Origin of the sequence: Prevotella falsenii DSM 22864 = JCM 15124 (assembly GCF_000613945.1) — a bacterium.
Lineage (GTDB): Bacteria > Bacteroidota > Bacteroidia > Bacteroidales > Bacteroidaceae > Prevotella > Prevotella falsenii.
Genome location: NZ_BAJY01000015.1, coordinates 35,250 through 61,696, shown reverse-complemented (window position 1 = coordinate 61,696; position 26,447 = coordinate 35,250). Strand labels below are relative to the sequence as shown.

The window sequence follows — 26,447 nt, the reverse complement described above, 5'->3', positions numbered from 1 at the left end:
ATTCTTATGCCGGCATATTACTTCTTAAGATACTTAAAAAAGAACCGGTTATGATTTAATATGCTTGTAATCAAGAAGAAGTGAAGCCTCTTCGTGATCAAATTCTTACACCGAACTCACGTCGTTTATAAACGGAAAGGAGACAATAAATATGTAAACATTTTTCACAAGCATAGCTATTATGCAACTATCTCTCCATCAACGCATTACAAAACCTATTGTTTTGCGTTGCAAAAGCGGCTGTTTTGCACGGTAAAACCGTAGATTTTGCGATGCAAAACCTACGGTTTCGCAACGCCAAAGCAATTATATCACTTTTTAACGGAATTATCTTTACAAGATTAAACAGAAAACCTCTCACTGCTTTCGAATAAAAAATGTTGAATAAGAAGTGAAGAATGATACAATATAACAATTACAAAAACCTATATATAATAAGTCGCCATCAAGGTGGAAATTTTCTTTCTTGATGGCGGCTCATTATATATTGCTTTATTTTTCCTTACAATGGAGCTGTGAAAATATATGTACGAATGATGTAATAAGACAGAATACCTGCCAAATAACCTATGAAAGCAATCCAAGTAATCTTCTTCATATACCACCCGAATGTTATCTTTTCCAAGCCCATAACGATAACACCGGCTGCGCTACCGATAATAAGCATAGAGCCACCAACACCTGCGCAATAAGCAAGCAACTGCCAGAAAATTCCATCAACAGCCATATCGCCCGCAGCTTGAATAGGATACATACCCATACTTCCGGCTACCAAAGGCACATTATCTACGATAGAAGAAAGTACACCGATAATACCTGTTACAGCATAGTGGTTCTCATCGAATATCGTATTTAACGATTTGCCAAGATTCATCAGCACGCCAATCTCTTCCAAGCAAGCAACTGCCATCAAAATACCAAGGAAGAACAAAATGGTAGAAATGTCTATACGCGATAAAAGATTGGTTACACGCTTTGCAAAGTTCACGCCATCGCCCTTTGAACGATGCAAATGGCGATAAAACAATTCGGTTACAGTCCACAATACACCCAATACGAGCATAATACCAACAAACGGCGGCAGGTGGGTTATCGACTTAAAGATTGGAACAAAGCAAAGACCGCCCACACCAACTATAAAAACTGTCTTTCGCTGTTTACTTCCAAATTCACCCAATTCGGCAGTTCCTGTTTCCGTTTTAGCCGAAATGGCAAGTTCGCCTTTGAGCATATATTGCATAATAAATGCAGGAATAACCATGGAAACAACTGAAGGTATGAAGATTTCGCTGATAACTCCTGCTGCTGTAATCATACCGGAGTTCCACAACATAATCGTTGTAACATCGCCTATAGGCGAAAATGCTCCACCCGAATTGGCGGCAATGATAACCAATGCCGCATAAACCATACGGTCTTCTTTATTGCTAATGAGCTTGCGAAGTATCATTATCATAACGATACTTGTAGTCAAGTTATCCAAAATAGCCGACAGAACGAAAGTCATACAAGCTATACGCCATAACAATCCACGCTTCGACTTCGTTTTCATGACGTCCTTCACCCAGTTGAAACCGCCATTTTGGTCTACAATTTCAACTATTGTCATCGCTCCCATTAAGAAGAACAAGGTTGTAGCGGTATCGCCCAAGTGCTCAACAATGAGCTTATTAACAAACTCTGTAATGTTGCCTGTCCACTCTGATGCGTTTCCGGCGTGCATCAACTGAACAAATGGTGCAGGGTCGAACATATACAGAGTCCAACAAAATACAAACATCAACAAAGCAATGGCAGCCTTGTCTATTTTCACTAAGCTCTCTGTGGCTATCAATGCGTAGCCCAGAACAAAAACGATGATAATCGCGATTGTTAATGTAGACATTTCTTTGATTTATTTTTTTAATTGATAAATAAAAATGATATACTTTCTAAAACGCCCACAAAGTTATATAAAAGATATGAAGTGGAAAGTTTTTAGCACGATATTTTTACAGAAAATACTCGAATATTGGTTTATTTATAGTATATTTGTAGCAAAATACTGTGTTATGGAAAAGAAACAAATAAATGTAGTTTGTGCAGTTATCCGTAAAGGATATAAATATCTTTGCACGCAGCGACTTAGAAAAGCTCCCGCATATACTGCTGAACGCTGGGAGTTTCCGGGCGGAAAAGTGAAACCGAACGAAAGCGACCACGAAGCCTTACGCCGGGAAATAAAGGAAGAAATGGATTGGGACATATACGTTGGTGAGCAATTAGGAAGCGTAACCTACGAATATCCCGACTTCATCATCACGCTTACAGCATACGACTGTATGGCGCGTAACTACGATTTCAAGCTCCTTGCGCATATTGATGCTAAATGGTTGAAGCAAAAGGAATTCAATTCTTTAGAGTGGACGGCAGCCGATAAAGAGCTTATAAAGGAGATATGGAAATAATAGTAAGCAACGAAATAGAAACCGTTTGTCCTAATTTTGTAGGTGCTTGTGTTGAAGCCAAAGTGAAAAACTCGCAGTACAGCCAACCGCTTTGGGACGAAATAAACACGCTTGAAGAGAAATTCAAAGCCGAACTTACCACCGAAACATTGAAAGACATATCGGGCATTGCCGCCACTCGGCGTATTTACCGTGTTTGTGGCAAAGACCCTTCGCGCTATCGCCCTGCATCTGAAGCTCTTATAAGGCGTGTGTTGCAAGGGAAAGCCCTCTATCAGATAGATACATTGGTAGACCTTATCAACCTTGCCTCCATGGCATTCGGTTACAGCATTGGCGGTTTTGACGCCGACAAGTTCGCAGGCAACACGCTTACATTGGGCATTGGCAAAGAAGGAGAACCTTACGAGGGCATCGGACGAGGTATGATAAACATTCACGGACTGCCTGTCTATCGAGACGAAATAGGCGGAGTGGGCACACCGACTTCCGACCACGAACGCACAAAGATAACCATCGACACCACCCATCTGCTGGTATTAATCAACGGATACGACGGCAACGAAGCATCGGTAAAACAAAATGCGGAGTTCATTCAACAGCTTTTGCAAAAGTTCTGCGAAAGCGACGGTGGCTCTTACCATATATATAAATAGGTAAAAACAATGCAAGAAGATAAATTAGCAACGATGAAGGAACTTGTTGATAAACTCAACAAGGCTTCCGATATGTATTATAACGGTCGGGCAGAAATGATGTCGGACCACGAATGGGACGCTGCTTTCGACCAACTGAAACGTTTGGAGGAAGAAACGGGCACTATCCTACCCGACTCACCAACTGCCAACGTGAGCGCAGATAGCATAGCGGGCGAAAAGGAAGAACACGAATACCCTGCCCTTTCGCTTGCCAAGACAAAGAGTACAGCCGAACTCGCAAAATGGGCAGAGGGCAAACCCATTTGGCTTTCGTGGAAATTAGACGGTCTGACCTTGGTTGTTACATACGATAATGGCAAATTGTCGAAGGTCGTAACGCGTGGGAACGGACACATCGGTACCAATATTACGCATCTTGCAAGTGCCATTGAAGGCATTCTGCCACAGATTAACAACACAGAACACATCGTTATCCGCGGCGAAGCCATTATCAGCTACTCCGACTTCAACGTGTTCAACATGGAAATGGGCGAAGAATACGCCAACCCACGCAACCTTGCATCGGGCTCGCTCACGCTGAAAAACATTGAAACCGTGAAGTCGAGACACATTCATTGGATACCTTTCACGCTCGTTCACACCGACGAGGATATTGTTTCGTGGGGAAAACAAATGGATTTTTTGGAGCAATTAGGTTTTAAAACCGTAGAACACGAACAGATAAACCACCCTACGCAGGAAAACATAGACGAGGTTATACAGAAATGGACAGTTAAGTTGAACACCTTCGACTACCCCGTCGATGGTCTGGTTATTTCGTACGACGATACAATATATGCTACTTCGGGAAGCGTTACAGGGCACCACGCCACACGGGCAGGCTATGCTTTCAAGTGGCAAGACGAGAGTGCGGCAACCGAATTGGAATATATAGAATGGTCGTGCGCAGCTTCAACCATCTCGCCCGTTGCTGTTTTCAAGCCTGTAAGTTTAGAAGGCACAACCGTAAAACGTGCAAGTCTCTGCAACATATCGGAGTGTGAACGTCTCGGAATAGGCGACAAGGGCACTAAAATCGAAGTGATAAAAGCCAACAAGATTATTCCAAAGGTTATCAATGTTACAGAAACCGTCGGCACACTCGCCATTCCGCACATCTGTCCGGTATGCAAAGCTGCCACAGAGGTGGTGGAAAGCGAAAGCAGTGCCACCAAGACGCTGCATTGCACCAACCCTGACTGCGCTGCAAAACAACTGAAAAAGTTTGCCCGATTTGTTTCAAAAGAAGGAGTAAACATCGACGGACTTTCTGAACAAACGGTACAAAAGTTCATCAATCTCGGTTGGGTGAAAGAGTATGCCGACCTCTTTCATTTAGACAAACACGCCAACGAACTTCGCACAATGGAAGGTTTTGGCAGCAAAAGCGTTTCAAATCTGCTGAAATCGATAGAGAAAGCAAGAACCGTAGAGGCTAAAAACTTTCTGTACGCGCTGTTTATTCCACTCGTAGGACAAGATGTTTGCACACGTTTGCTTTCAGCTTATCCCCTGTCAGAACTTATTTCAACTGCACAAACCGCCACCGACTTGGCTGTATTCTCTACTATTTCGGGCATTGGACCCGAAAAAAGCACAAGTTTCGTGAAGTGGTTGCAAGACGAGAAAAACAAAAACATTGTTGAGCATCTGCTCCCCGAACTCCAAATCGTACAACCTGCACCTACCGAAAAAGGTTCTCTGTGCAACGGATTAACCTTTGTTGTTACGGGCGATGTGCACCATTACAAGAACCGAAACGAGCTGAAAGCTACATAGAAAGCCAAGGCGGAAAGGTTACGGGCAGCGTGTCGAAATCGACAAACTACCTTATCAACAACGATATAAACAGCACGTCGGGCAAAAACCAAAAGGCACGGCAGCTTGGAATAGACATTATTTCGGAAGAAGACTTTATCAATAAATTCACAAACAATTAAAAGTCGGAAAGCATAAAAATACCGCCATCACAGATAAAAACATATCTGTTGATGGTGGTATTTTGTTATATCCCTACTACAAAAGGTATTGCAGTAGCCCTATAAGCTATATTTCGGAACAGAGAAACTAAGCGTGAACAACTCGTTTTGTGGGCGGGAAAAAGGTGAAAAATCCGTAAAGATTTTTCACAAACATAATTATTGGCTAACTTATTTATTACCAACGCATTACAAAACCTATTGTTTTGCATTCCAAAACCGTAGGTTTTGCACGGTAAAAGCGGCTGTTTTGCATTGCAAAACCTACGCTTTCGCAACGTCAAAGCGCAATTAGCACTTTTTAAAGAAATTATATTTACAAAAACAACGCTGTTTCCTACTTTTTCCACCCCGTTTTTATGCACGGACAATTGCCTTGCCGTAGGGGTTGATTTACTATGTTACTCATCTTCACATTGCGACTTCTTGGACGTCAGGAATGTGATAAATCATGCGCATACACATACAAATCTACGCTCTGAATGGGTAAAGGAGAAACTCACCCTCCTGTTACAACTCAACAAAACTTGTATTTTCCTATTTAAATAGAATCTTCCGGCAAGTCCGAATTTGCATCAGAAGACTTGCGTTTCGACGAAAATCCTAAGTCATCAAGCAGTTCATCGACTACCGAACCGGCCATCTCTTTAATCTTATCGGCAGCAGGAGTTATCACATTCTCTTTCAGTAGCTTTTCGGCTTCTTTTTGAAGGTCTGATTGAACATCTATTCCTGCCTTTTTATAATATTTTTCCGTTGCCGATTTCAGTTGTTCTTTATTCAGTGTGAACACATGATTAAGTACGCCTAACGAAACTATATAGCTCTTTCCGCCAAAGTGAACCCTGCCCACCGAACACACGAAATAGTTATCAACACTTATTAAATTGTCCATGGCTGTGGCTACAACTTTCTTTGTAAACACATCATTGACTGTCTGCAATGCTTTCAAAAAGAGGTCGTTGCCCGCATCTTCAGCTACTTCGGTAGCAGCATCGTTCACCGTAGAGGCTACAACATCAGACAAGACCCGCTTATGTTCTTCAGCCGAAGGACAAGTAAAGATTAATAAACAAACAAGTGCTACAAGCGAAACCAAAACGCCGATAAGGCAGCCGTGCTGCTTTTTGCGCTTTTCAGGGGTGGCTTCTGCAACATAAGCATCTTCTATGGGTCGGGCTTCCACGTGGGGAATTTCATTAATAGGCGCACCATCTACAACCGCTTCGCATTCTAAGACATTGTCTTTATTATCAACCTGTTGAGCATTATCGTTCAGGTTTCCCATTAATATTACCCGCAACTCTTCTACTTGCCATGCAGGCGTCCAGTCGTTCGAGCCGACAGGCAACACCAACGTAGTAGCCTCTATACCTCGTTCGGCAAGTTCCTTTATGCTATAAGGACCCCGCTTTTCATTATCAATATTAATATAATATTCCATTTCTTCTGACACTATTTTAAAATATCAATCTTTACAGGGTGCGAAATTATACATTATTTCCAAAACAAGCAAGGTTTTCAGTTTATTTTTATTCGTTAATGATTTTCATCAGACTATAAAAACTATGAACAATGAAAAAAAAGTTACGCTTTTTTTTGTTGTTATTTACCTTATTTATTATCTTTGCATATATTTCGAAAAAGTACACTATAATATAATGTTTGAAAATTTAAGTGACCGTCTTGACCGCTCCTTTAAAATATTGAAGGGTGAAGGAAAGATTACGGAAATAAATGTAGCGGAAACGCTGAAAGATGTTCGTAGGGCATTGTTAGATGCCGACGTCAATTATAAGGTAGCGAAATCGTTTACCGACACTGTAAAGCAGAAGGCTTTAGGCATGAACGTATTGACAGCCGTAAAGCCGGGACAGCTTATGGTGAAAATCGTTCACGACGAGTTGGCAGAATTGATGGGCGGCGATGCCGTAGGACTAAAATTAGAAAACAAGCCTGCTATCATCTTGATGAGCGGTTTGCAAGGTTCGGGTAAGACTACCTTTTCGGGCAAATTAGCAAACCTGCTGAAAACGAAAGAGCACAAGAAGCCGCTGCTCGTAGCCTGCGACGTATATCGCCCTGCAGCTGTTCAGCAGCTCAAGGTCGTAGGAGAATCGGTAGGTGTACCTGTATATAGCGAACCTGAAAACAAGAACGTGAATGCCATTGCAGAGAATGCTATCAAGGAAGCAAAGGCAAATGGCAACGATGTGGTCATTATCGACACCGCCGGTCGATTGGCGGTTGATGCCGAAATGATGGACGAAATAGAAAGTCTGAAGAACCACGTAAACCCTGATGAAGTATTGTTCGTCGTGGACTCGATGACGGGTCAGGACGCAGTTAATACGGCAAAGGAATTTAACGACAGATTGAATTTCGACGGAGTTGTGCTCACAAAGCTCGATGGCGATACGCGTGGCGGTGCTGCACTGTCTATTCGTACAGTCGTAACAAAGCCTATCAAGTTCATCGGTACAGGCGAAAAGATGGAAGCACTCGATGTTTTCCACCCCAACCGAATGGCAGACCGCATCTTGGGAATGGGCGATGTTGTTTCGCTTGTTGAACGTGCGCAAGAGCAATTCGACGAGGAAGAAGCTAAAAAACTGCAAAAGAAGATTCAGAAAAATAAATTCGACTTCAACGATTTCTACAACCAGATACAGCAAATCAAGAAGATGGGTAATCTGAAAGACCTTGCTGCAATGATTCCGGGTGTAGGAAAAGCCATTCGCGACGTAGATATTGACGACAACGCCTTCAAGGGAATAGAAGCCATCATACAGAGTATGACACCAAAGGAAAGAACTAACCCGGAAGTGTTGAACAACTCTCGCCGTCAGCGCATTGCAAAAGGCTCGGGCACAAATATACAAGAGGTGAACAGACTTGTAAAACAATTCGAGCAAACACGCAAGATGATGAAAATGGTAACAGGCTCTAAGATGGCAGGAATGATGGGCAAGATGAAGAATATGCCCGGTATGTCAAAGATGCCTAAACTATAATACACAAATAAAAACAATATTAAACCTACAGTTCAAGACCTTATGGATTACAAACTTATCGATGGAAAAGCTACCGCAACAGCTATTAAAAAGGAAATTGCGGAAGAAGTACGCAAAATCGTAGAAGCCGGCGGAAAGCAGCCACATCTCGCAGCCGTACTCGTAGGACACGACGGCGGAAGCGAAACTTACGTTAAGAACAAAGTGCTTGCCTGCGAGGCTTGCGGTTTCAAATCTTCGCTGATTCGTTTTGAAAGCGACGTTACCGAAGAAGAATTGCTCGCTTGCGTAGACAAATTGAATAACGACGATGATGTTGATGGATTTATTATGCAACTTCCATTGCCCAAACACATCGACGAACAGAAAATTATAATGGCAGTAGACTATCGCAAAGATGTCGATGGTTTCCACCCAATCAATGTTGGACGTATGTCTATTGGCTTGCCTTGCTTCATTTCGGCTACACCATTAGGTATGCTGACCCTGCTTCAACACTACAACATTCCAACATCAGGAAAGAAATGTGTTATCCTCGGAAGAAGCAATATCGTAGGTAAACCAATGGCACAGCTGATGATGCAGAAGCATTTCGGCGATGCAACAGTTACCGTATGCCATTCGCATTCAAAGACTTTGAAGGAAGAATGCTTGGCAGCCGACATTATCATTGCAGCTATCGGCAAACCCGAATTTGTTACAGCTGATATGGTAAAAGAAGGTGCTGTCGTGCTCGATGTAGGTACAACCCGCGTTCCCGACCCATCTCGACCAAGCGGTTTCCGCTTGACAGGCGACGTTAAGTTCGACGAAGTTGCACCAAAATGCTCTTACATTACCCCTGTTCCGGGTGGTGTAGGTCCGATGACCATCTGTTCCTTGATGAAAAACACACTTGCAGCAGGCAAGAAGGAATACTATAAATAAAACAACTATATAAATAAAAGGTGGGGAATTTAGTTTCCCACCTGACTATAACATAAACAAACTATAAACGGAAGGAGGAATTATGATGACCGCGGAAGAATATTTCCGACAGGGCAATGAGTACAGAAAGAAAGGCGATTTTAAAAATGCAATGAATTGTTATTTAGAGGCAATAGAGCTCGACCCGGACTCTCCCGCCTTGGAAGCAAAGAAAATGTTAGACGACATCTTCAATTTTTACAACAAGGACGCTTACAATCCTTAAAAATACAAAAACAATGAGCAAGATAAAAGGAGCAATTGTCGTAAACTCCGACAGATGCAAAGGATGCCAATTGTGTATTGTTGCATGTCCAAAAGATGTGATAGACATAGCTCAGAAAAAAGTTAATATCCACGGATACCCTTACGTTGAAGCTGCACACGCAGACTTGTGTATTGGTTGCGCAGCATGTGCAACAGTGTGTCCGGACGGTTGTATCGCAGTATACAGAAAAAGAGTGGAGGAATAAAGAATGGCAGAACAAGAAGTAACATTAATGAAAGGCAACGAAGCCATAGCGCACGCTGCCATACGTTGTGGTGCAGATGGATATTTCGGCTATCCTATTACCCCACAGAGTGAAATAATTGAAACATTCGCATTACTGAAACCATGGGAGACAACAGGTATGGTTGTCTTGCAAGCTGAAAGCGAAACATCTTCTATCAATATGATTTATGGTGGTGCAGGTGCAGGGAAGCGTGTACTTACGTCTTCTTCTTCGCCGGGTATAGCACTGATGCAAGAAGGTATCAGCTACATGGCAGGTGCAGAATTGCCGGGCGTTTTCGTGAATGTACAACGTGGAGGACCGGGCTTGGGCACTATCCAGCCAAGTCAGAGCGACTACTTCCAAGCCACAAGAGGCGGTGGAAATGGCGACTACAATGTAATTGTATTAGCACCAAACTCTGTTCAGGAGATGGCAGATTTTGTAGATTTGGCTTTTGAACTGGCGTTTAAATATCGCAATCCCGCAATGATTCTTTCAGATGGAGTTATCGGGCAGATGATGGAAAAGGTTGTATTGCCGCCAATAAAACCACGCCGTACAGAAGAAGAAATAGAAAAAGAATGCCCATGGGCAAGTATGGGTCGTAAAGTAGGACGTGAGCCTAACATCATTACATCGCTTGAGCTGAAATCGGAAGTAATGGAAAAGAGAAACTTACACTTACAAGAGAAGTATAAGACCATTCGAGAAACCGAGACACGTTTTGAAACAAGTATGTGTGAAGATGCCGACTACATCATTGTAAGTTTCGGTAGTGCTTCCCGTATTGGCGAAAAAGCAGTAGAGTTGGCACGCGAACAAGGTCTGAAAGTTGGACTATTCCGCCCTATTACTCTATGGCCATTCCCAAGTAAAGAGCTTGTCGAAGTCTCAAAAGGCAAGAAAGGAATATTAGTAAGCGAGATTAATGCAGGTCAAATGGTTCAAGACGTGAAGCTCGCTATCGATGGTGCCCTTCCGGTAGCACACTTTGGAAGATTGGGCGGTATCGTTCCAGACCCGGAAGAGATTGTAGAAGCACTAAAAGATAAACTTATAAAATAAGAAATCGGAGGAATGTCCAATGGCAGCAAATAATATAATTTCACCGGAAAACTTGGTGTACGCGAAGCCCAAACTGATGAACGACACTACAATGCACTATTGTCCGGGTTGTTCACATGGTGTTGTGCATAAGCTCGTAGCAGAGGTAATTGCCGACATGGGTATGGAAGAAAAAACAATTGGAGTAAGTCCTGTCGGTTGTGCAGTATTTGCTTACCGTTATCTTGACATCGATTGGCAAGAAGCAGCACACGGAAGAGCACCTGCAGTAGCCACCGGAATTAAGCGACTTTGGCCGGACCGATTGGTATTTACCTATCAAGGCGATGGCGATTTGGCTTGTATCGGAACAGCAGAGACTATACACGCTCTCAACAGAGGTGAGAACATTACAATCATCTTCATAAACAATGCAATCTATGGAATGACCGGAGGTCAAATGGCACCAACAACCTTGATAGGTCAGAAAACAGCTACTTGTCCCTTCGGACGAACTCCGGATATACACGGTTATCCACTCAACATGACCGACTTAGCCAGCCGATTGGAAGGTACTTGCTATGTTACCCGACAAAGTGTTGATACCGTTGCATCTATCAATAAAGCAAAGAAAGCCATTCGCAAGGCTTTCGAGGCAAGTATGTTAGGCAAAGGCAGCTCGCTTGTTGAAATTGTAGCCACTTGCAATAGTGGTTGGAAACTTACTCCGGTACAAGCCAACGAATGGATGCGCGAAAATATGTTCCCCCATTACCAAAAGGGCGACCTTAAAGATGAAACGGGAATATAACCCAACTTAAAGCATTTACATTATGAAGAAAGAGATTATAATCAGCGGTTTCGGAGGGCAAGGCGTTCTCTCTATGGGAAAAATATTAGCCTATTCGGGACTTATGGAAGATAAAGAGGTAACATGGATGCCCGCTTACGGACCAGAACAACGTGGCGGAACTGCAAATGTTACAGTCATTGTAAGCGACGAACGCATATCATCTCCTATTTTAAGTAAGTATGATGTAGCGATTGTGCTGAACCAACCTTCGCTCGAAAAATTTGAAGAAAAGGTAAAACTGGGCGGCATACTTATATATGATGGATTTGGAATACTGAATCCACCTGTTCGAACCGATATAAAGGTTTATTGCATCAATGCTATGAACAAAGCGGCTGAGATGAAAAACTCTAAGGTTTTCAACATGATTGTACTGGGCGGACTGCTCAAAGTTTGTCCTATTATAAGTATGGAGGGATTAAACAAAGCATTGTTTAAGACCTTGCCCGAACGCCACCACCACCTAATTCCTTTAAATATGGAAGCCGTAGAAGTTGGTGGCAGCATTATTACAGAAGTGCAAAAGTAACATTAGTTACTTCTAAATTCAATAAGAGACCCATGGCAGCAATGCTAAAAGGGTCTCTTTTTATATCCATTTAATTATGCAAAGAACTCTTAATTAAACAGTTAATTAAACATTTTCTTTAGCAATTCGTCCCATTTTATACCTAAAAACGCACTTTTCCGACACTTTTCAGCAAAAACATTTGGTTGTTTGCGTAATTTTTTATTACTTTGCAGCGTAGTTATAGAATATTATTTTTTAAAGTATTAATAAATTTAGGAAAATGAAAAAGTTAGGTTTATTGTTTGCTGCCGCAACATTGGCAGTATCTGCATCAGCACAGACAGTTGCAGAAAGTAAGACTTTCGACAACATTTACATTGGTATTAACGGTGGCGTCGCTACTAAGACAACCGGTCACAAGTGGTTGAGCGACCTCAATCCTAACGCCGGTCTCCGCATCGGTCGTTATTTCACTCCTGTATTCGGTTTAGCAATTGAGGGTAACGCATACTTCTCTAACAAGCCTTGGAAATCAACTGGCACAGTAGTACGCTACATCAACACACAATTGTTGGGTACTGTAAACTTCAGCAATTGGTTCGGTGGCTACACCGGTGAGCCACGTTGCTTTGAAGTAAGCGCAGTTTACGGTCTTGGTTGGGGACACGTATTCAACCACAGAGACAATATGGAGCCTATCAACCGCATGACATCTAAGGCCGGTCTCGACTTCGCTTTCAACTTCGGTTCAAAGAAGCAATGGCAAATCTATATTGAGCCATCTATCAACTGGGCATTCCTCGGTCAGAGCTCTGGTCGTGAGAAAACAGACGGTATGGGAAAATATGGTTTCAACGCTTATTCTAACGGCGACCAACCGGCTTACAACATTCACAACTCAATGGTTCAGTTGAACGCCGGTATCGTTTACAAGTTCAAGAACTCTAACGGTGCACACAACTTCACTATCGTAACTCCACGCGACCAAGCTGAAATCGATGCTCTCAACGCACAGATTAACGAGCTCCGCAACCGCAAGCCGGAAGTTATCACTAAGGAAGTAGAAGTTATCAAGGAAGTACCTGCAGTTAAGGAATTCACAGTTTCTGACCTTGTATTCGTAACATTCGCTCAAGCTAAGTATAATCTTACATCAGAAGCTAAGGCAGCTCTTGACAATGTTAAGGAAGGTAGCCACGTACAGGTTGTTGGTACAGCTTCTCCTGAAGGTAACGCAGCATTCAACCAGAGATTGTCTGAAAACCGTGCTAAGGTGGTTGCTGACTACCTCAGAAGCCGCGGTGTTATCGTAGACGAAGCTACCGGTAAGGGTGTTCAGGGCGTAACATCTAACCGTCTTGCAGTTGTTTACGTTAAGTAATATAAAACGCAGAACAAGTAATTTTTTAAAATTACATAATCAATCCTCGGTGCGAAAGTACCGAGGATTTTTGTTATATGCAAATAACAAAATGGGTTCAGTAAATAAATATTTGGGAGTTGATTTCTCCTTTCTTATTTAAGGTAAATACCGGAAAAATGCTAAGATTTTGTAAAGATTATTCTCTTAAAAAGCATTAACTGCGCTTTGGCATTGCGAAAGCGTAGGTTTTGCGATGCAAAACCTACGCTTTTACCGTGCAAAACCTACGGTTTTGGAACGCAAAACAATAGGTTTTGTAAAACGTTGATGCAGAGAAAGTTATACAGCAGTTACGCTTGTGAAAAATGTTTACACCTTTATCGCCTTCTTTTCGCCCATAAAATAAGTTTTCCTCTTTCAATTTCTACTGTTCTTAAAAACAGGCATAAAGTAAAATTAACGCCCTTTACGCAAAGCATTTAAGAAAATTATCACTACTTTTGCATTAACAGATAACACAAAATAAATACGGAATATGAACAATTTACCAACGATAGGCAAATACCATTTTATGGCAGAACCATTCCATTGCGACTTCACTAAGCATTTGTTTATAGGTCATTTAGGCAATAATCTTTTAAATGCAGCAGACTTTCACAGCAACGAACGGGGCTACGGAGTAAACTATCTGAACACCATAAACAAAACGTGGGTGTTAAGTCGCCTTGCCATAGAATTGGACGAAATGCCTGCTATTTACGAAAAATTTACGGTAGAAACATGGGTAGACAGCGTAATGCGCTACTTCACAAACCGTAATTTCAAGATAGCAGACGAAGATGGGCGTGTATATGGCTATGGAAAAAGCATTTGGGCAATGATTGATACCGAAACACGACAGCCCGTAGACATTCTGAAAGTAGACAATCAGACCATTCTAAAATATATAGAAACAAACTACGACAACCCTATAAAGAAGTCTTCGAGGGTGAAGTTAGACAACAACCTGATACTTCAGAAGTCGATTATAGCCAATTACAGCGACGTGGACATTAACGGACACGTAAATTCCATAAAGTATATAGAGCACATTTTAGACCTTTTCCCACTTGAATGGTACAAGCAGCACACCATAAGAAAATTTGATATTGCCTATATAACAGAATCGCACAATGACGAAACACTGAAGTTCTACACCGATAAAAAGATAGAAACGGGCAATGAGGAGGTGGCTATTCAGATAACAAAGTCAAGTTCGGAAGGCGAAATAGAGGTATGCCGCTGCAAAATAACGTTTGTTTAAAATCAGTGCAAGGTATCCCACTGCCATTCTGCACATCTTTTTTTATTATATGAAGCGGATAAAAACAAACAATAACACCCCTATCGCAACATTAATATAAAATAATGCGAAAAATCACAATAAAATAATCTTATATTTTGATTTTCCCCAATTATTTCATTATATTTGCAAATAGAATAAATACATATTATTAATCTAAGTTTTATGAACAACAACAAAGTCATGAACCGCGCGGCGGACAATATCAGAATTCTCGCTGCTTCCATGGTGGAGAAAGCAAAATCAGGACACCCCGGAGGAGCAATGGGCGGCGCAGATTTCATCAATGTCCTCTTTTCCGAATACTTGATATTCGACCCTGAACAACCCGAATGGGCAGGTCGCGACAGGTTCTTTCTGGATCCCGGACACATGTCTCCAATGCTATATTCGGCATTGGCACTTCAAGGGAAATTTACAATAGACGAATTAAAGGACTTCCGTCAGTGGGGCTCTCCTACTCCCGGACACCCTGAACGCGATATTAAAAGAGGTATAGAAAACACCTCCGGTCCATTAGGACAAGGACACACCTTCGCTGCAGGTGCTGCCGTAGCCGAGAAATTCCTCGAAGCACGATTAGGCAAGGAAGTTATGCAGCATAAAATTTACGCATATATCTCCGACGGAGGCGTCCAAGAAGAAATCTCACAAGGCGTTGGTCGCATAGCAGGCAACTTAGGTTTTAACAACCTTATTATGTTCTACGATGCTAACGATATTCAGCTATCTACCGAGTGTAACGAAGTAATGAACGAAGACACTGCCGCTAAATATAAAGCGTGGGGGTGGAATGTGCTAACGTGCAACGGCAACGATGTAGACGAAATTCGACAGGCACTCGACGCTGCACTCACCGAGAAAGAACGCCCAACGCTTATTATTGGCAAAACCATTATGGGCAAAGGTGCGCTCAAAGAAGACGGTACAAGCTACGAGCACAGCATCAAAACACACGGTGCACCACTTGGTGGAGACGCTTATATAAATACGATTAAGAACTTAGGGGGCGATATTGACGACCCTTTCAAAGTATTCCCCGAAGTGGCAGAACTCTACGCCAATCGTCTGAAAGAACTGAAAAGCATTGTTGAAAAACGTCATAACGAAGAACAAAAGTGGGCAGAAGCCAATCCTGAAAAGGCAAAACTATATAAAGAATGGTTTAGTGGAGAAGCACCAAAGATAGACTGGACGGCTGTAAATCAAAAAGCTGACATAGCTACACGGGCAGCAAGTGCAGCTTGTTTGAGCGCACTTGCAGAGCAAGTTCCTAATATGATATGTTCTTCTGCCGACCTTTCCAATTCTGATAAAACCGACGGTTTCTTGAAGAAAACAAAGAACATCGTACGCAACGACTTCACCGGTGCATTCTTCCAAGCAGGCGTCAGCGAATTGACTATGGCTTGTATGTGTATCGGTATGATGCTGCACGGTGGCGTTGTTACCGCTATGGGCACATTCTTTGTCTTCTCCGACTACATGAAACCTGCCGTTCGCCTTGCCGCATTAATGCAAGTTCCGGTGAAATTCATTTGGAGCCACGACGCATTCCGTGTCGGCGAAGACGGTCCAACCCACGAACCTGTTGAACAAGAAGCACAAATCCGCTTGATGGAAAAGCTTCAGAACCATGCAGGCAAAGACTCTGTGCGTGTCTTCCGCCCTGCCGATGCAGAGGAAACAACAATTTGCTGGCAAATGGCAATGGAGAATACAGATACGCCAACAGCCTTGATACTTTCCCGCCAAAACGTTACCAACCTCCCAAAGGGCAACGACTACGAGCCGGCACGCAAGGGAGCATATATCGTAAAGGGCTCTGACGAAAACTACGACGTTATTCTTGTGGCAAGCGGCTCCGAAGTTTCAACCTGTATAGCGGGAGCAGAACTTCTTAAAGCCGATGGAGTGAAGGTTCGTATCGTAAGTGCGCCATCTGAAGGACTGTTCCGTCGCCAATCAGCAGAATATCAAGAAAGCGTTCTTCCTAAGAATGCAAAGGTCTTCGGACTTACAGCCGGCCTTCCTGTAACACTTCAAGGATTGGTTGGTGCAAACGGTACAGTATATGGTCTGAACAGCTTCGGTTTCTCAGCACCATACAAGGTGCTTGACGAGAAATTGGGTTTTACAGCCCAAAATGTTTATGAACAAGTTAAATTATTTTTAGCATAATACTAACCGAGCCTTGCAGAATGAAACTCTGCGAGGCTCTTAACGACTTTAACGCTTATGGAAATTAAAACAGTAGGTGTTGCCTGCGATCACGCCGGGCTCCCTTTAAAGAAATTTGTCATTCAGTATCTTGAAGAACATAAACTCCCTTATAAGGATTTTGGCTGTAACAGCGATTTAAGCTGCGATTATCCGGACTACGCTCATCCACTTGCAGAAGCACTCTGCAACGGAGAGGTTTATCCTGCTATTGCTATCTGTGGCAGTGGCGAAGGTATGGCTATCACGCTCAACAAGCATCAAGGTGTAAGAGCAGGTTTGGCTTGGAACAAAGATGTTGCAGAACTTATTCGTCAGCACAACGATGCCAACGCACTCGTTATGCCCGGTCGTTTTGTCGATAACAAGACAGCGGAAAAGATTATGGACGCATTCTTCAAAGCTACTTTTGAGGGCGGTCGCCACGAACGTCGTGTCCAAAAAATCGACCTTCAGAAGTGAACACGTCATAACGAAGTAAAATAAAAGGAGGCTTTCCACTGCGGAAAGCCTCCTTTTTATTATGCAAATCACTCCCTTTTATTATGCCCAATTACTTCCTTTTTATATGCCGAATTGCTTTTGTTTCAATGGCTATTATTGCCTTTATGTTTCCTATCGGTTACGCATGTGCGACTTGTAAGAGTCCTCAAACACAGCACTTACAGTATTAATCTCTAAGAAAGTAGTAACGCCACCCTTACCTAATTCGCCCGAGATATAAGCAATTTTATCGCTCGGAGCTATGTAACCACGTTGGCGCAACATTCGTAAGGCTGCGGTAAAGAGTTCGTGTTTCGACTTCTTCTCTTGCTGATAAATAGGAATCAAGCCATAACTGAGGTTCAACCAACGTTGCAACTTGTCGTGATAGCAAATCGCCAATACAGGATTAGGACCACGGAAGGCAGCCAAATTGCGTGCCGTCTTTCCCGTGTCGCTATCGGTTATGATTCCTTTTACACCAAGATGTTCGGTTGCTTCAATAGCACTTTTCGCCAAAAACTCACGCTGTTCCATATTATCGCTAAGCGGAATATCTAAAAAACCTTCACGATATGCATCTTTTTCGGCGCGCTCTGCAATGGTAGCCATTGTGCGACAAGCCTCGACAGGATATTTTCCGCTGGCAGTTTCGCCGCTCAACATCAATGCGTCGGTGTAGCTGTAAATAGCATTTGCAATATCGGTTACCTCTGCACGAGTAGGGCGTGGATTGTTAATCATCGTATGCAACATCTGCGTTGCAACAATTACAGGCTTACGTTTTGATATACATTTTCTGATGATATTGCGCTGAATACCCGGAATTTGTTCGACCGGCACTTCTATTCCCAAGTCGCCACGCGCAATCATAATACCATACGAAGCATCTATAATCTCGTCGATATTGTCCACTCCCTCTTGGTTTTCAATCTTCGAAATAATCTTTATATCTGAATTATGTTCGTCCAAAAGGTCTTGAACAGCCTTTACATCGGCAGCCGAACGCACAAACGAATGGGCTATAAAGTCTATATCGAGGTCGATAGCCAGCTTTATGTTTGCAATATCCTTTTCGGTTAAAGCAGGCAAATCGATATGCGCACCGGGCACATTCACACTTTTTCGTGAGCCCAGCTCGCCATCGTTCATTACCTTTGCTACAAGCATTGGTCCCACGCTTTCTATAATTTCCATATCAAGCGCACCATCGTCGAACAACAAATGGTCGCCTACCTTTACGTCGTTAGCTATGTCTTTGTAGGAAAGGTTCACAATATCGTGGGTCGATTCTATATCAGGGCGTCCAAAAATCTTCACAATGTCGCCCGTCTTATACTTTATAGGTTCTGCTACGCTTGTTGTACGAATTTCAGGACCTTTTGTATCGATAAGCAAAGCGATATGGTGTGAAACCGCACGTGTGTTTTTTACAATTTTTCTTATACCTTCTTCCGATGCGTGCGCTGTGTTCATACGCACTACATTCATACCCGAAAAGAAGAGTTTACGTAGAAAATCTACCTCACATCTGAAATCACTGATTGAACATACAATCTTTGTCTGCTTCATATTTCGTGTTATTTGTTTAATTAGACATTGCCGTAAAAACGACATATAATAAAGTAGATGCCAATATCATAATAGCTGCAAATATAAGAAAACCTACAATTACCTTTCTGCCAATACTGCTGATGTGCGGCTTCTGCTTTCTTTCTTCCGCCTTCTTAGCCGACAATAACGGCACCGCAACGGTAGATTCCGCTCCGCAGAAAGGACAGTTACACTTCACGGTGAAACCTTCTTCTGCCTGAATACTAAACTGTTGCGAACAGTTTCTGCAGCTAACTTGAAAGTAACGTGGTGCCATAACCTTATCTTACATTATCAATTAGAAATCTGTTACCGACTTGTTTCAGCTTAACAAGCCGCTGTTCAGATTCTCCATTCTGCGACAATCGTACCTTATACCAATCTCCCTCATAATGAGAAATTCTTAAATTACGACTCAATTCATCAGCATTTTCCAATCCGGAAAGTGTTCCAAACATTCCCCACCAAGCCGTTTGCTTGTCCAAATCGGAAGTGTTTCCATTGATTCCATAGAGTATTTGCTTGCAACCTTCCGTCAAATACGGTTCATATTGCGTTACATCTGCTCCTGAAAGCACGGCATTCAAGTAGAACGAACGCAAGAAAGTGTAAGCCATAGCACGCAATTTTTCTTGCTTTTGGGCTGCAAGTGCTTTTGCTTGCAGCATCTCTCGCACTTTCATCACCGAGTCGCGATGATGCTGCCGTGCTATCTTCACAAGTTCTTCCTGCTGTTGCCGATACTTGTTGAACGAGAAAACACCGCCAACAAGAAGCGCACCGAAAAGCAAAAGAAGCATCACCTTTACAAGTCCTTTCCCTCTTTTACGCTCGGTTTTCGTTGGTATCGTCTCTTCGCCTTCGTGCGAAAGTCTATCGTTTCCGCCCTGAATGCCAACGTTTTGAGGCGCAACGCTTTCCTTTGCCGATGCTGCAACCTGCTCTTTGGGTATCAGTATAGCCAACTTTTGCCCACAATGTGGACAAACAGAAGTGGTTCGCAGTATATTATCAACTGAAATCCGAAACTTCCCGCCGCATCTTTTGCAAGTTACTTGATAAAGCATCTTTATTTTTCTGCAAATTTAATACTTTTCTTTCGTATAAGAAAATATTTTCATTGATAGCTCCAAACTTTTTATAATAAAGAAGTTAGAGAGTGCCGGAAATTCAATGCGCACAAACATTTCATTTCGTCTTACTTCATATAAAAAACTGTTTCACCCCTACTCTGTTCCGTCTGCATTCCTCGTTTCATAGCGGCAAAATCAGCCTGTAAAACGTAAATATTTTTCGCAACAATATCTGTTGCCTAACCATCTCATTGTCAGCGCATTGCAAAACCTATTGTTTTGCGTTCCAAAACCGTAGGTTTTGCACGGTAAAAGCGTAGGTTTTGCATCGCAAAACAGCCGCTTTCGCAATGCCAAAACGAAGTTATCAGTTTTTAACAGAATTATCTTTACAAAATCGAAGCTATTTGCAGCATTTGCCACAAGCCATGAAAAGAAAAACGTTTCCTTAACTATAAACTTCTGCCAACTGAAATCAGACAATCAAAAAGTACCAAAGAAAAACACCAAATATAGGGGTTGAAAGCCGATAAACAATGCAAAAGATTTACCAAAGATTGGTTGTCTCGTTAAATTATCGTATTTTTGCACTATAAATATTTACTTTTTAAAATTACGAACGATACTGTAAAAAGATGAAAATCTACAATCGGCGGGAAGCACAACAACGCATGAACGAGCTTGCAAAAGCAAATAAACCATTTGTTTTTATCATCAGCTACGACCGGCAACAGGCATATATAGAAGAGGTGGAACGCATCGACACTTCGGAAATGCTCTATGCTTTCCCCACGATAAACAATATTCCGACAGACGAAACTGCAAGCAACACGCCCGTAGAATGGCGATTTGATGTGCCCGACCGTGCTGAATATCAACGTAGTATAGAACACGTGAAAACCAATCAACGCAATGGGAACAGCTATTTGGCAAACTTGACGTGCAAAATACCTATACACACAAACCTTGCGATGCGAGAAATATTTCTCCGTTCAGCTGCCAAGTACCGCTGTTGGCTTAAAAACAACTTCGTTTGCTTCTCTCCTGAGATATTCGTTCGCATAGAAGGGCAGACCATACGCTCCTTTCCGATGAAAGGAACCATAGCAGCCGACACGCCCAACGCAGCAGAAACATTGATGAACAATGCGAAAGAGGCAGCCGAACACGCTACCATTGTAGACCTGATACGCAACGATTTGAGCATTGTTGCCAATCAAGTAAGCGTGGAAAAGTATCGTTACATCGACAAACTAACCACCAACAAAGGACAGATTTTGCAAACCAGCTCGGAAATAGTGGGGCAAATTCTCCCCCACTACCGTACAAACATTGGCGATTTGCTGTTCAGTCTGCTGCCGGCAGGATCGATTACGGGTGCGCCAAAGCCGATAACAACCCGCATTATTGCTGAAACGGAAACTTATGAACGTGGTTTCTACACGGGCGTAATGGGGCATTGGGAGAACGGAAACCTCGACAGTGCCGTGATGATTAGGTTCATCGACACCGACGGAAAGCAACTTTTTTACAAAGCAGGTGGCGGAATTACAGCACAAAGTAACGACGACGACGAGTATAACGAAATAATAGAGAAGGTGTATGTGCCAATTTATTGAAACAATGTGTGTAGAACAAGGCAAGATTATCAACCTTGACTATCATTTGGAACGAATAAGAAACACACGAAAACACTTTTGGAACACAGAGAAAACGGTTCCTACCGACAGGCTTTCAGCCCTTGCTGCCACCCAAGACAGCAAGGCAAAGCTACGCTTCGTCTACGATAAAGAAAGCATATACGACCTTTCTTGCACGCCTTACAACACAAGAAAGATTGAAAGACTTAAACTATTGTTAAGCAACGATATAGAATACATTTATAAAAGTATTGATAGAAGCGCACTGAACCTACTGAAAGCACAGGCAGAACCCACAGATGAAATCATCATTGTAAAGCAAAATCGCCTTACCGACACATCTTACACAAACATTGCGCTATTCGATGGCTCGCAATGGATTACTCCTTCCACACCTTTATTAAAGGGTACGCGACGTGCACAGCTACTCGACGCAGGCAAACTGATAGCGCGCGAAGTGCTTGCCACCGACCTGAAATCGTTTCATTCCATATCTCTCATCAATGCCATGATGGATTTAGGAGAACTCGTATTGCCCGTTTCAAGTATAGAGAACCTGCTATAAACCAACGATTAACGCACTTCCGAGCAGTCGTAGAAAAAGAGAAAGCATTCCAAAAACAATAGAAAAAGTTTGATAAAAACTTGTGGGTTCAAAATAATATCGCTACTTTTGCACCCGCTTACAAAAAGTAAGGGCGTTTAGCTCAGCTGGTTTAGAGCATCTGCCTTACAAGCAGAGGGTCGGCGGTTCGAATCCGTCAACGCCCACCAAAGGGTAGTTTCCAGAGTGGCCAAATGGGGCAGACTGTAAATCTGCTGCTTCTAGCTTCGGTGGTTCGAATCCATCACTACCCACAAAAAGCATCTTCGTGCTGAAGATGCTTTTTTTCATGACTTTATTTTTCTTCTTTGAGATGCCCTTCCAATGCTTCTATGTAATCTGAAAAAGCCTGTTCGCCTTTCGGTTCTATCGTACTGGTCTTCCGTGGACACTTGCCAAAGAATGCACGCATTGTGGTAATATAACCTTTTTGTTCCAATAGCTCTAACTGTTCGTTCATTTCTTCATCGGTCGCACCTGTTTGTTCGCACAGATAAAGAAACGCTGCTTCTCTATTCGTCATCAAGATTGCCATCACCGAAAGCCTCAACTTGTTCCGGAAAAATGGGTCTAATGGTTGCTTCATGCTTTTCCTCCCCTCTTTCTATAAGAAATATCAGTGCCATCAGTAAAGGAGTCAAGGAGTACAAACAGTAAAAACAAAGGGAAGAAAACCTTTTCTCTTGTATCGAACTCAAAGTTACGTTGCATAAGCATATTCATTGCATAGAATATAAAAATGATGTAGCCTCCTACGCTCGTATCGTTAGAACGTTTAGCCATACATAGACACAAGCCTGCCAAAACAATGCCAAAGAATGCGAAACAGAACGAAATGAAATTACTTTCGACCTTAGAAAATACTATTAAACCAGCTGTAAGGAAGACTATCCAAGTCCATGCAGTAAGTATTCTACGCTCTACGACATTGTAAGTAGCAAGCCGTTTCTTCTTTCTAATGTATGTAAAGCCGAACGTACTCCAAGCGATTAAAGGAGCAGCACCGTACAAATAAGCTATCCACGAACCGACAAAGTAGCTCATAGCATAAAGAATAAGGGTCAGCACAGACCAAACAGCAATAAATCTCGGTAATTTCGAGTTGATACCATCAGTGGTTTCAATTGCCTTTTTAATAATTGCAATGCTTTCAGCTACCTCCATTTCCTTTTCTGGGGTAGCTTCGTTGCTTGTTTCTTTCATCATTTCTTCAGTCTCTTCAGTTATATTTTTCATATTTATAGAATTTATTTAAGACTACAAAGATAACGAATTTTAAAATATAAACCGATTGCAGATGTTCGTATTTCGTGTCTTTTAACATTTCCATATCCATCTCGTTAGCATTTGTCCGGCAAACAAACAGTTTTATTTGCCTATACAAGAAAAAAGTCGTACCTTTGCAACACTAAACTAATAGTAATGAAAGGTAGCTTCGCATATTTTATTTTGGCATTGCTCTTACTAATATCTTGTAGTAAGCAAGAGGGGACATCTCCAACCACAAAGACAATAGACACAATTCCGATGTTGGTAGAACGAGTGCAAAAAAGCTCTCGCTTATACACCTCAGAGTATCATATACATAAGATAATTACACACAGCGACAAGGTGAAAGCAGAAGGAACGTTCCTCAACAAGAAGTTTTCTGTGAACCTTCCCCTTGGCGAACGCCGTGTAGCCATACCGCTTAATGCTGTTGTAAAGGCTTATATCGACTTTTCAGACTTCAACGAAAAGAATGTAAAGAAGGGCTCTGACGGGAAAATAACCATCATATTGCCCGACCCACGCATCGTACTGACCGGTACGAAGGTAAACCATAAAGAAATGAAACAATATGTTGCATTCACCCGACACAACTTTTCCGATGCCGAACTGACAAGCTACGAGCAACAAGGAAGGCAACAAATTGTGGCTTCAATCAGCCAAATGGGCATTATAGAGCATGCGCAAGAGAGTGCGGCAAGGCAACTTATACCGATGTTGGCAATGTTAGGATATGCCGAAAAAGACATAACCATCAGCTTCCGGAAACAGTTTACAATGGCTGAAATTACACGGTTTATCGAAAGTTCAATCATTCAAACCGATAAAAAAAATGACTAACAACATACAGAAGTTCATTCGTAGCACCACCGGAACCTTTTGGTTGCAGGTGTTCGGAGTGGTATTGCTCATCGGTGGCGGCATTTGGTTCGTGAAATGGCTCAACGATGCCAATTCTATATCTGTGAATGTAGACCGGCGTATAGACATTACACCGCAACAGATACAGTCTATTCAGAACATCGGACAATGGGAATTTCTTGCCATTAACGACGAAGAGCTTGTTGATACAGTGCAACATCGCTTCTTAGCCGATAAAGAATTGGTGCGCATTTACTACGGCACACTGCGTTTGGGAGTAGACCTCCACAAGGCTAAACCCAAATGGTTGCGCATAGAAAACGACTCGGTTGTGGTGGCAACGCTGCCCAACATAGAACTGTTAGACCGTAATTTCATTGACGAAGCACGCTCCCAATCGTTCTTTGAAAGTGGAAATTGGTCGCCCGAAGATAGGGAAAGGCTCTACAACGTAGCCTACAAAAAGATGCTGAAACGCTGCCTTACCAAAGAGAACATAGCTACAGCAGAGAGCAATGCACGCGAACAAATCGAGAAAATGCTAAGAGCTATGGGTTACAAAAATGTACGAATAGAATTTGAAAAGGAAACCAACAGCAAGAAAAAGGATTGATTATTAAGAACATTTAAGGCGTAAAAAGATGTATTCAAACTTAAAACCGTACTACACACACTATAAATCGCTCACACAATTAGGCTTGCCTATCATCATCGGACAAATAGGAACAATTGTTCTCGGACTTGCCGATACGCTCATGATTGGGCAACATAGCACAACAGAATTGGGGGCAGCAGCTTTTGTAAACAACATGTTTGTATTGGTTTTAGTGTTCGGAATGGGCTTTGCCTATGGCTTAACACCTATCATAGGTTCGCTTTTCGGACGTGAAGAGAACAACAAGATAGGCGGAATGTTTAAGAATGCACTCTTAGCAAACACGCTGTTGGCAGCTTTGCTCGTAGGAATTATGTTGCTGCTCTATATTAATCTTGGCAATTTAGGGCAACCCGAGGAACTGTTGCCACTGATGCGACCCTACTTTATCGTAAATCTCATATCGCTACCCTTCGTTTCTTGGTTCATTACCTTTAAGCAATTGTCCGACGGAACAACCGATACGAAGACGCCAATGTGGATTATGTTGGGCGGAAACTTGCTCAACATCGTGGGCAACTACGTTTTAATATATGGTAAATTAGGCTTTCCTGAATTGGGACTGTACGGTGCAGGTATTTCAACCATGTTCTCACGAATTATGATGCAATTGTTTTTGCCATTATTCTCTTTAAATCGAAACGGTATAAAGCATACCATCAGGGCTTTTTCACGCAACCTATCAACCGTGCCGACCTTACTTTGCTCTTCCGGATAGGCGTTCCTCTGAGCCTGCAAATGGGTATGGAGACGGCAGCCTTCAGCTTAAGCTCCATCATGGTGGGCTGGATAGGCACAAAAGCATTGGCAGCACATCAGGTTATGCTTTCCATTTCGCAGCTTTTCTATATGGTTTACTACGGTATGGGGGCAGCGGTGGCAATCCGTGTGAGCTACTTTACAGGACAACGCGACTACAAAGCCGTACGTTTATCTTCGTCAGCGGGTTTCCACCTCATCATGCTTATCGCCTTTATAGTAGCCATTCCCGTTTTCATTTATCGAAACAGCATCGGTGCAATCTTCACCGATAGCGAAGCAGTTTGCGGAATGGTGGCACAGCTTATATGGCCATTGATGATTTATCAAGTAGCGACGGCCTGCAATGCGCATACGGCAACGCCATGCGTGGGCTTTCGTATGTGAAGCCTCTCGTACCAACGGCGTTTGTTGCTTATTTCCTGATTAGTTTGCCAATAGGCTATTTGCTCGGCATTCAGCTTGGTTTCGGACTTCCCGGAATATGGTACGCTTTCCCATTCGGACTGACTGCGGCAGGTTTGCTCTATCAATACTACTTCAACAAGCAGGTTAAGAAGTTGAGCGAAAAATAGA

General features: G+C 42.5%; 24 protein-coding genes, 2 tRNA genes and 2 pseudogenes. 21 read left to right on the top strand and 7 right to left on the bottom strand.

Annotated features, from left to right (window positions below):
* Nucleotides 1–502: 502 nt before the first annotated feature.
* Nucleotides 503–1,885, bottom strand: a complete 1,383-nt coding sequence (gene nhaD, locus JCM15124_RS07290; RefSeq protein WP_024998890.1) for a sodium:proton antiporter NhaD — start codon at nucleotides 1,883–1,885, stop codon at nucleotides 503–505.
* 166 nt (nucleotides 1,886–2,051) lie between these two features.
* On the opposite strand from nhaD, the gene JCM15124_RS07285 reads away from it, so the two are divergent.
* The 3 genes and pseudogenes from JCM15124_RS07285 (at nucleotide 2,052) to ligA (ending at nucleotide 5,085) form a co-directional block, all read left to right on the top strand.
* Nucleotides 2,052–2,447, top strand: coding sequence for a (deoxy)nucleoside triphosphate pyrophosphohydrolase (locus tag JCM15124_RS07285; protein ID WP_024998889.1), 396 nt, complete (start codon nucleotides 2,052–2,054; stop codon nucleotides 2,445–2,447).
* Nucleotides 2,438–3,103, top strand: coding sequence for a B3/B4 domain-containing protein (locus tag JCM15124_RS07280; RefSeq protein ID WP_024998888.1), 666 nt, complete (start codon nucleotides 2,438–2,440; stop codon nucleotides 3,101–3,103). The genes JCM15124_RS07285 and JCM15124_RS07280 overlap by 10 nt, the downstream gene beginning before the upstream one ends.
* Nucleotides 3,104–3,112: 9 nt before the next feature.
* Nucleotides 3,113–5,085 (top strand): annotated as a pseudogene (gene ligA, locus JCM15124_RS13705) (NAD-dependent DNA ligase LigA).
* A gap of 580 nt (nucleotides 5,086–5,665) precedes the next feature.
* Here ligA and JCM15124_RS07270 read toward each other — a convergent pair.
* The gene (locus JCM15124_RS07270; RefSeq protein WP_024998887.1) at nucleotides 5,666–6,568 is read right to left on the bottom strand and encodes a DUF4339 domain-containing protein; all 903 of its coding nucleotides are present in this window, start codon (nucleotides 6,566–6,568) and stop codon (nucleotides 5,666–5,668) included.
* Between the two features lie 217 nt (nucleotides 6,569–6,785).
* Between JCM15124_RS07270 and ffh the strand changes: the two genes are divergently transcribed.
* The 11 genes from ffh to JCM15124_RS07220 all read left to right on the top strand — a co-directional run bounded on the left by ffh (nucleotide 6,786) and on the right by JCM15124_RS07220 (nucleotide 17,396).
* Entirely contained in the window at nucleotides 6,786–8,138 is a 1,353-nt protein-coding gene (gene ffh / locus JCM15124_RS07265; RefSeq protein WP_024998886.1) for a signal recognition particle protein, read from the top strand.
* Nucleotides 8,139–8,180: 42 nt separating this feature from the next.
* Nucleotides 8,181–9,065, top strand: a complete 885-nt coding sequence (gene folD, locus JCM15124_RS07260; RefSeq protein WP_024998885.1) for a bifunctional methylenetetrahydrofolate dehydrogenase/methenyltetrahydrofolate cyclohydrolase FolD — start codon at nucleotides 8,181–8,183, stop codon at nucleotides 9,063–9,065.
* An 85-nt stretch (nucleotides 9,066–9,150) separates the two neighbouring features.
* Complete coding sequence (locus JCM15124_RS07255; RefSeq protein WP_024998884.1) at nucleotides 9,151–9,330, top strand: tetratricopeptide repeat protein; 180 nt, start codon at nucleotides 9,151–9,153, stop codon at nucleotides 9,328–9,330.
* A 13-nt stretch (nucleotides 9,331–9,343) separates the two neighbouring features.
* Nucleotides 9,344–9,577, top strand: a complete 234-nt coding sequence (locus JCM15124_RS15185; protein ID WP_084608951.1) for a 4Fe-4S dicluster domain-containing protein — start codon at nucleotides 9,344–9,346, stop codon at nucleotides 9,575–9,577.
* A 3-nt stretch (nucleotides 9,578–9,580) separates the two neighbouring features.
* Nucleotides 9,581–10,666 carry a 3-methyl-2-oxobutanoate dehydrogenase subunit VorB gene (locus tag JCM15124_RS07250; protein WP_024998883.1) on the top strand — a complete coding sequence of 362 codons (1,086 nt, stop codon included), beginning with the start codon at nucleotides 9,581–9,583 and terminating at the stop codon, nucleotides 10,664–10,666.
* Between the two features lie 19 nt (nucleotides 10,667–10,685).
* On the top strand, nucleotides 10,686–11,456 hold the full coding sequence (locus JCM15124_RS07245; RefSeq protein WP_024998882.1) for a thiamine pyrophosphate-dependent enzyme: 771 nt from the start codon (nucleotides 10,686–10,688) through the stop codon (nucleotides 11,454–11,456).
* Nucleotides 11,457–11,478: 22 nt separating this feature from the next.
* Nucleotides 11,479–12,027, top strand: coding sequence for a 2-oxoacid:ferredoxin oxidoreductase subunit gamma family protein (locus JCM15124_RS07240; RefSeq protein WP_024998881.1), 549 nt, complete (start codon nucleotides 11,479–11,481; stop codon nucleotides 12,025–12,027).
* Nucleotides 12,028–12,289: 262 nt separating this feature from the next.
* Nucleotides 12,290–13,390 (top strand): OmpA family protein, encoded by a 1,101-nt coding sequence (locus JCM15124_RS07235; RefSeq protein ID WP_024998880.1) that lies wholly within the window; start codon nucleotides 12,290–12,292, stop codon nucleotides 13,388–13,390.
* A gap of 517 nt (nucleotides 13,391–13,907) precedes the next feature.
* Complete coding sequence (locus tag JCM15124_RS07230) at nucleotides 13,908–14,675, top strand: acyl-[acyl-carrier-protein] thioesterase (RefSeq protein WP_024998879.1); 768 nt, start codon at nucleotides 13,908–13,910, stop codon at nucleotides 14,673–14,675.
* Nucleotides 14,676–14,879: 204 nt separating this feature from the next.
* The gene (locus JCM15124_RS07225; protein WP_024998878.1) at nucleotides 14,880–16,895 is read left to right on the top strand and encodes a transketolase family protein; all 2,016 of its coding nucleotides are present in this window, start codon (nucleotides 14,880–14,882) and stop codon (nucleotides 16,893–16,895) included.
* Between the two features lie 57 nt (nucleotides 16,896–16,952).
* A complete protein-coding gene (locus JCM15124_RS07220; protein ID WP_024998877.1) occupies nucleotides 16,953–17,396 on the top strand; it encodes an RpiB/LacA/LacB family sugar-phosphate isomerase in 444 nt (147 codons plus the stop codon).
* A 153-nt stretch (nucleotides 17,397–17,549) separates the two neighbouring features.
* On the opposite strand, the gene pyk is transcribed toward JCM15124_RS07220, so the two are convergent.
* The 3 genes from pyk to JCM15124_RS07205 are packed head-to-tail and all read right to left on the bottom strand — an operon-like array spanning nucleotide 17,550 to nucleotide 20,077.
* A complete protein-coding gene (gene pyk / locus JCM15124_RS07215) occupies nucleotides 17,550–18,989 on the bottom strand; it encodes a pyruvate kinase (RefSeq protein ID WP_024998876.1) in 1,440 nt (479 codons plus the stop codon).
* 16 nt (nucleotides 18,990–19,005) lie between these two features.
* Nucleotides 19,006–19,287: a hypothetical protein gene (locus JCM15124_RS07210; RefSeq protein ID WP_024998875.1), complete on the bottom strand. Its 282-nt coding sequence runs from the start codon at nucleotides 19,285–19,287 to the stop codon at nucleotides 19,006–19,008.
* Between the two features lie 4 nt (nucleotides 19,288–19,291).
* Nucleotides 19,292–20,077 (bottom strand): hypothetical protein, encoded by a 786-nt coding sequence (locus JCM15124_RS07205; protein WP_024998874.1) that lies wholly within the window; start codon nucleotides 20,075–20,077, stop codon nucleotides 19,292–19,294.
* Nucleotides 20,078–20,718: 641 nt separating this feature from the next.
* Here JCM15124_RS07205 and JCM15124_RS07195 point away from each other — a divergent pair.
* From JCM15124_RS07195 to JCM15124_RS07180, 4 genes are all read left to right on the top strand, one after another.
* Nucleotides 20,719–21,702 (top strand): aminodeoxychorismate synthase component I, encoded by a 984-nt coding sequence (locus JCM15124_RS07195; RefSeq protein ID WP_024998872.1) that lies wholly within the window; start codon nucleotides 20,719–20,721, stop codon nucleotides 21,700–21,702.
* Nucleotides 21,686–22,288 carry an aminotransferase class IV gene (locus JCM15124_RS07190; protein ID WP_024998871.1) on the top strand — a complete coding sequence of 201 codons (603 nt, stop codon included), beginning with the start codon at nucleotides 21,686–21,688 and terminating at the stop codon, nucleotides 22,286–22,288. The genes JCM15124_RS07195 and JCM15124_RS07190 overlap by 17 nt, the downstream gene beginning before the upstream one ends.
* A gap of 131 nt (nucleotides 22,289–22,419) precedes the next feature.
* Nucleotides 22,420–22,497: transfer RNA gene (locus JCM15124_RS07185), tRNA-Val, on the top strand.
* A 2-nt stretch (nucleotides 22,498–22,499) separates the two neighbouring features.
* A tRNA-Tyr gene (locus JCM15124_RS07180) sits at nucleotides 22,500–22,581 on the top strand.
* 41 nt (nucleotides 22,582–22,622) lie between these two features.
* On the opposite strand, the gene JCM15124_RS07175 is transcribed toward JCM15124_RS07180, so the two are convergent.
* Together JCM15124_RS07175 and JCM15124_RS07170 are read right to left on the bottom strand one after the other, a co-directional pair.
* The gene (locus JCM15124_RS07175) at nucleotides 22,623–22,913 is read right to left on the bottom strand and encodes a transcriptional regulator (RefSeq protein WP_024998870.1); all 291 of its coding nucleotides are present in this window, start codon (nucleotides 22,911–22,913) and stop codon (nucleotides 22,623–22,625) included.
* A complete protein-coding gene (locus tag JCM15124_RS07170) occupies nucleotides 22,910–23,563 on the bottom strand; it encodes a hypothetical protein (protein ID WP_232220120.1) in 654 nt (217 codons plus the stop codon). Before JCM15124_RS07170 ends, JCM15124_RS07175 begins: the two co-directional genes overlap by 4 nt.
* A 186-nt stretch (nucleotides 23,564–23,749) precedes the next feature.
* Between JCM15124_RS07170 and JCM15124_RS07160 the strand changes: the two genes are divergently transcribed.
* The 3 genes and pseudogenes from JCM15124_RS07160 to JCM15124_RS13695 all read left to right on the top strand — a co-directional run bounded on the left by JCM15124_RS07160 (nucleotide 23,750) and on the right by JCM15124_RS13695 (nucleotide 26,446).
* Nucleotides 23,750–24,436, top strand: coding sequence for a DUF4230 domain-containing protein (locus tag JCM15124_RS07160; protein ID WP_024998868.1), 687 nt, complete (start codon nucleotides 23,750–23,752; stop codon nucleotides 24,434–24,436).
* Complete coding sequence (locus tag JCM15124_RS07155) at nucleotides 24,429–25,070, top strand: DUF4230 domain-containing protein (protein WP_024998867.1); 642 nt, start codon at nucleotides 24,429–24,431, stop codon at nucleotides 25,068–25,070. The genes JCM15124_RS07160 and JCM15124_RS07155 overlap by 8 nt, the downstream gene beginning before the upstream one ends.
* Before the next feature lie 28 nt (nucleotides 25,071–25,098).
* Nucleotides 25,099–26,446: pseudogene (locus JCM15124_RS13695) on the top strand (MATE family efflux transporter).
* The last annotated feature ends 1 nt before the right edge of the window (nucleotide 26,447 follow it).

What these genes read in the sequence shown, in the direction of transcription:
- nhaD (WP_024998890.1), bottom strand. Translation starts at nt 1,885, where the DNA reads ATGTCTACATTAACAATCGCGATTATCATCGTTTTTGTTCTGGGCTAC.
- JCM15124_RS07285 (WP_024998889.1), top strand. Translation starts at nt 2,052, where the DNA reads ATGGAAAAGAAACAAATAAATGTAGTTTGTGCAGTTATCCGTAAAGGA.
- JCM15124_RS07280 (WP_024998888.1), top strand. Translation starts at nt 2,438, where the DNA reads ATGGAAATAATAGTAAGCAACGAAATAGAAACCGTTTGTCCTAATTTT.
- JCM15124_RS07270 (WP_024998887.1), bottom strand. Translation starts at nt 6,568, where the DNA reads ATGGAATATTATATTAATATTGATAATGAAAAGCGGGGTCCTTATAGC.
- ffh (WP_024998886.1), top strand. Translation starts at nt 6,786, where the DNA reads ATGTTTGAAAATTTAAGTGACCGTCTTGACCGCTCCTTTAAAATATTG.
- folD (WP_024998885.1), top strand. Translation starts at nt 8,181, where the DNA reads ATGGATTACAAACTTATCGATGGAAAAGCTACCGCAACAGCTATTAAA.
- JCM15124_RS07255 (WP_024998884.1), top strand. Translation starts at nt 9,151, where the DNA reads ATGACCGCGGAAGAATATTTCCGACAGGGCAATGAGTACAGAAAGAAA.
- JCM15124_RS15185 (WP_084608951.1), top strand. Translation starts at nt 9,344, where the DNA reads ATGAGCAAGATAAAAGGAGCAATTGTCGTAAACTCCGACAGATGCAAA.
- JCM15124_RS07250 (WP_024998883.1), top strand. Translation starts at nt 9,581, where the DNA reads ATGGCAGAACAAGAAGTAACATTAATGAAAGGCAACGAAGCCATAGCG.
- JCM15124_RS07245 (WP_024998882.1), top strand. Translation starts at nt 10,686, where the DNA reads ATGGCAGCAAATAATATAATTTCACCGGAAAACTTGGTGTACGCGAAG.
- JCM15124_RS07240 (WP_024998881.1), top strand. Translation starts at nt 11,479, where the DNA reads ATGAAGAAAGAGATTATAATCAGCGGTTTCGGAGGGCAAGGCGTTCTC.
- JCM15124_RS07235 (WP_024998880.1), top strand. Translation starts at nt 12,290, where the DNA reads ATGAAAAAGTTAGGTTTATTGTTTGCTGCCGCAACATTGGCAGTATCT.
- JCM15124_RS07230 (WP_024998879.1), top strand. Translation starts at nt 13,908, where the DNA reads ATGAACAATTTACCAACGATAGGCAAATACCATTTTATGGCAGAACCA.
- JCM15124_RS07225 (WP_024998878.1), top strand. Translation starts at nt 14,880, where the DNA reads ATGAACAACAACAAAGTCATGAACCGCGCGGCGGACAATATCAGAATT.
- JCM15124_RS07220 (WP_024998877.1), top strand. Translation starts at nt 16,953, where the DNA reads ATGGAAATTAAAACAGTAGGTGTTGCCTGCGATCACGCCGGGCTCCCT.
- pyk (WP_024998876.1), bottom strand. Translation starts at nt 18,989, where the DNA reads ATGAAGCAGACAAAGATTGTATGTTCAATCAGTGATTTCAGATGTGAG.
- JCM15124_RS07210 (WP_024998875.1), bottom strand. Translation starts at nt 19,287, where the DNA reads ATGGCACCACGTTACTTTCAAGTTAGCTGCAGAAACTGTTCGCAACAG.
- JCM15124_RS07205 (WP_024998874.1), bottom strand. Translation starts at nt 20,077, where the DNA reads ATGCTTTATCAAGTAACTTGCAAAAGATGCGGCGGGAAGTTTCGGATT.
- JCM15124_RS07195 (WP_024998872.1), top strand. Translation starts at nt 20,719, where the DNA reads ATGAAAATCTACAATCGGCGGGAAGCACAACAACGCATGAACGAGCTT.
- JCM15124_RS07190 (WP_024998871.1), top strand. Translation starts at nt 21,686, where the DNA reads ATGTGCCAATTTATTGAAACAATGTGTGTAGAACAAGGCAAGATTATC.
- JCM15124_RS07175 (WP_024998870.1), bottom strand. Translation starts at nt 22,913, where the DNA reads ATGAAGCAACCATTAGACCCATTTTTCCGGAACAAGTTGAGGCTTTCG.
- JCM15124_RS07170 (WP_232220120.1), bottom strand. Translation starts at nt 23,563, where the DNA reads ATGAAAAATATAACTGAAGAGACTGAAGAAATGATGAAAGAAACAAGC.
- JCM15124_RS07160 (WP_024998868.1), top strand. Translation starts at nt 23,750, where the DNA reads ATGAAAGGTAGCTTCGCATATTTTATTTTGGCATTGCTCTTACTAATA.
- JCM15124_RS07155 (WP_024998867.1), top strand. Translation starts at nt 24,429, where the DNA reads ATGACTAACAACATACAGAAGTTCATTCGTAGCACCACCGGAACCTTT.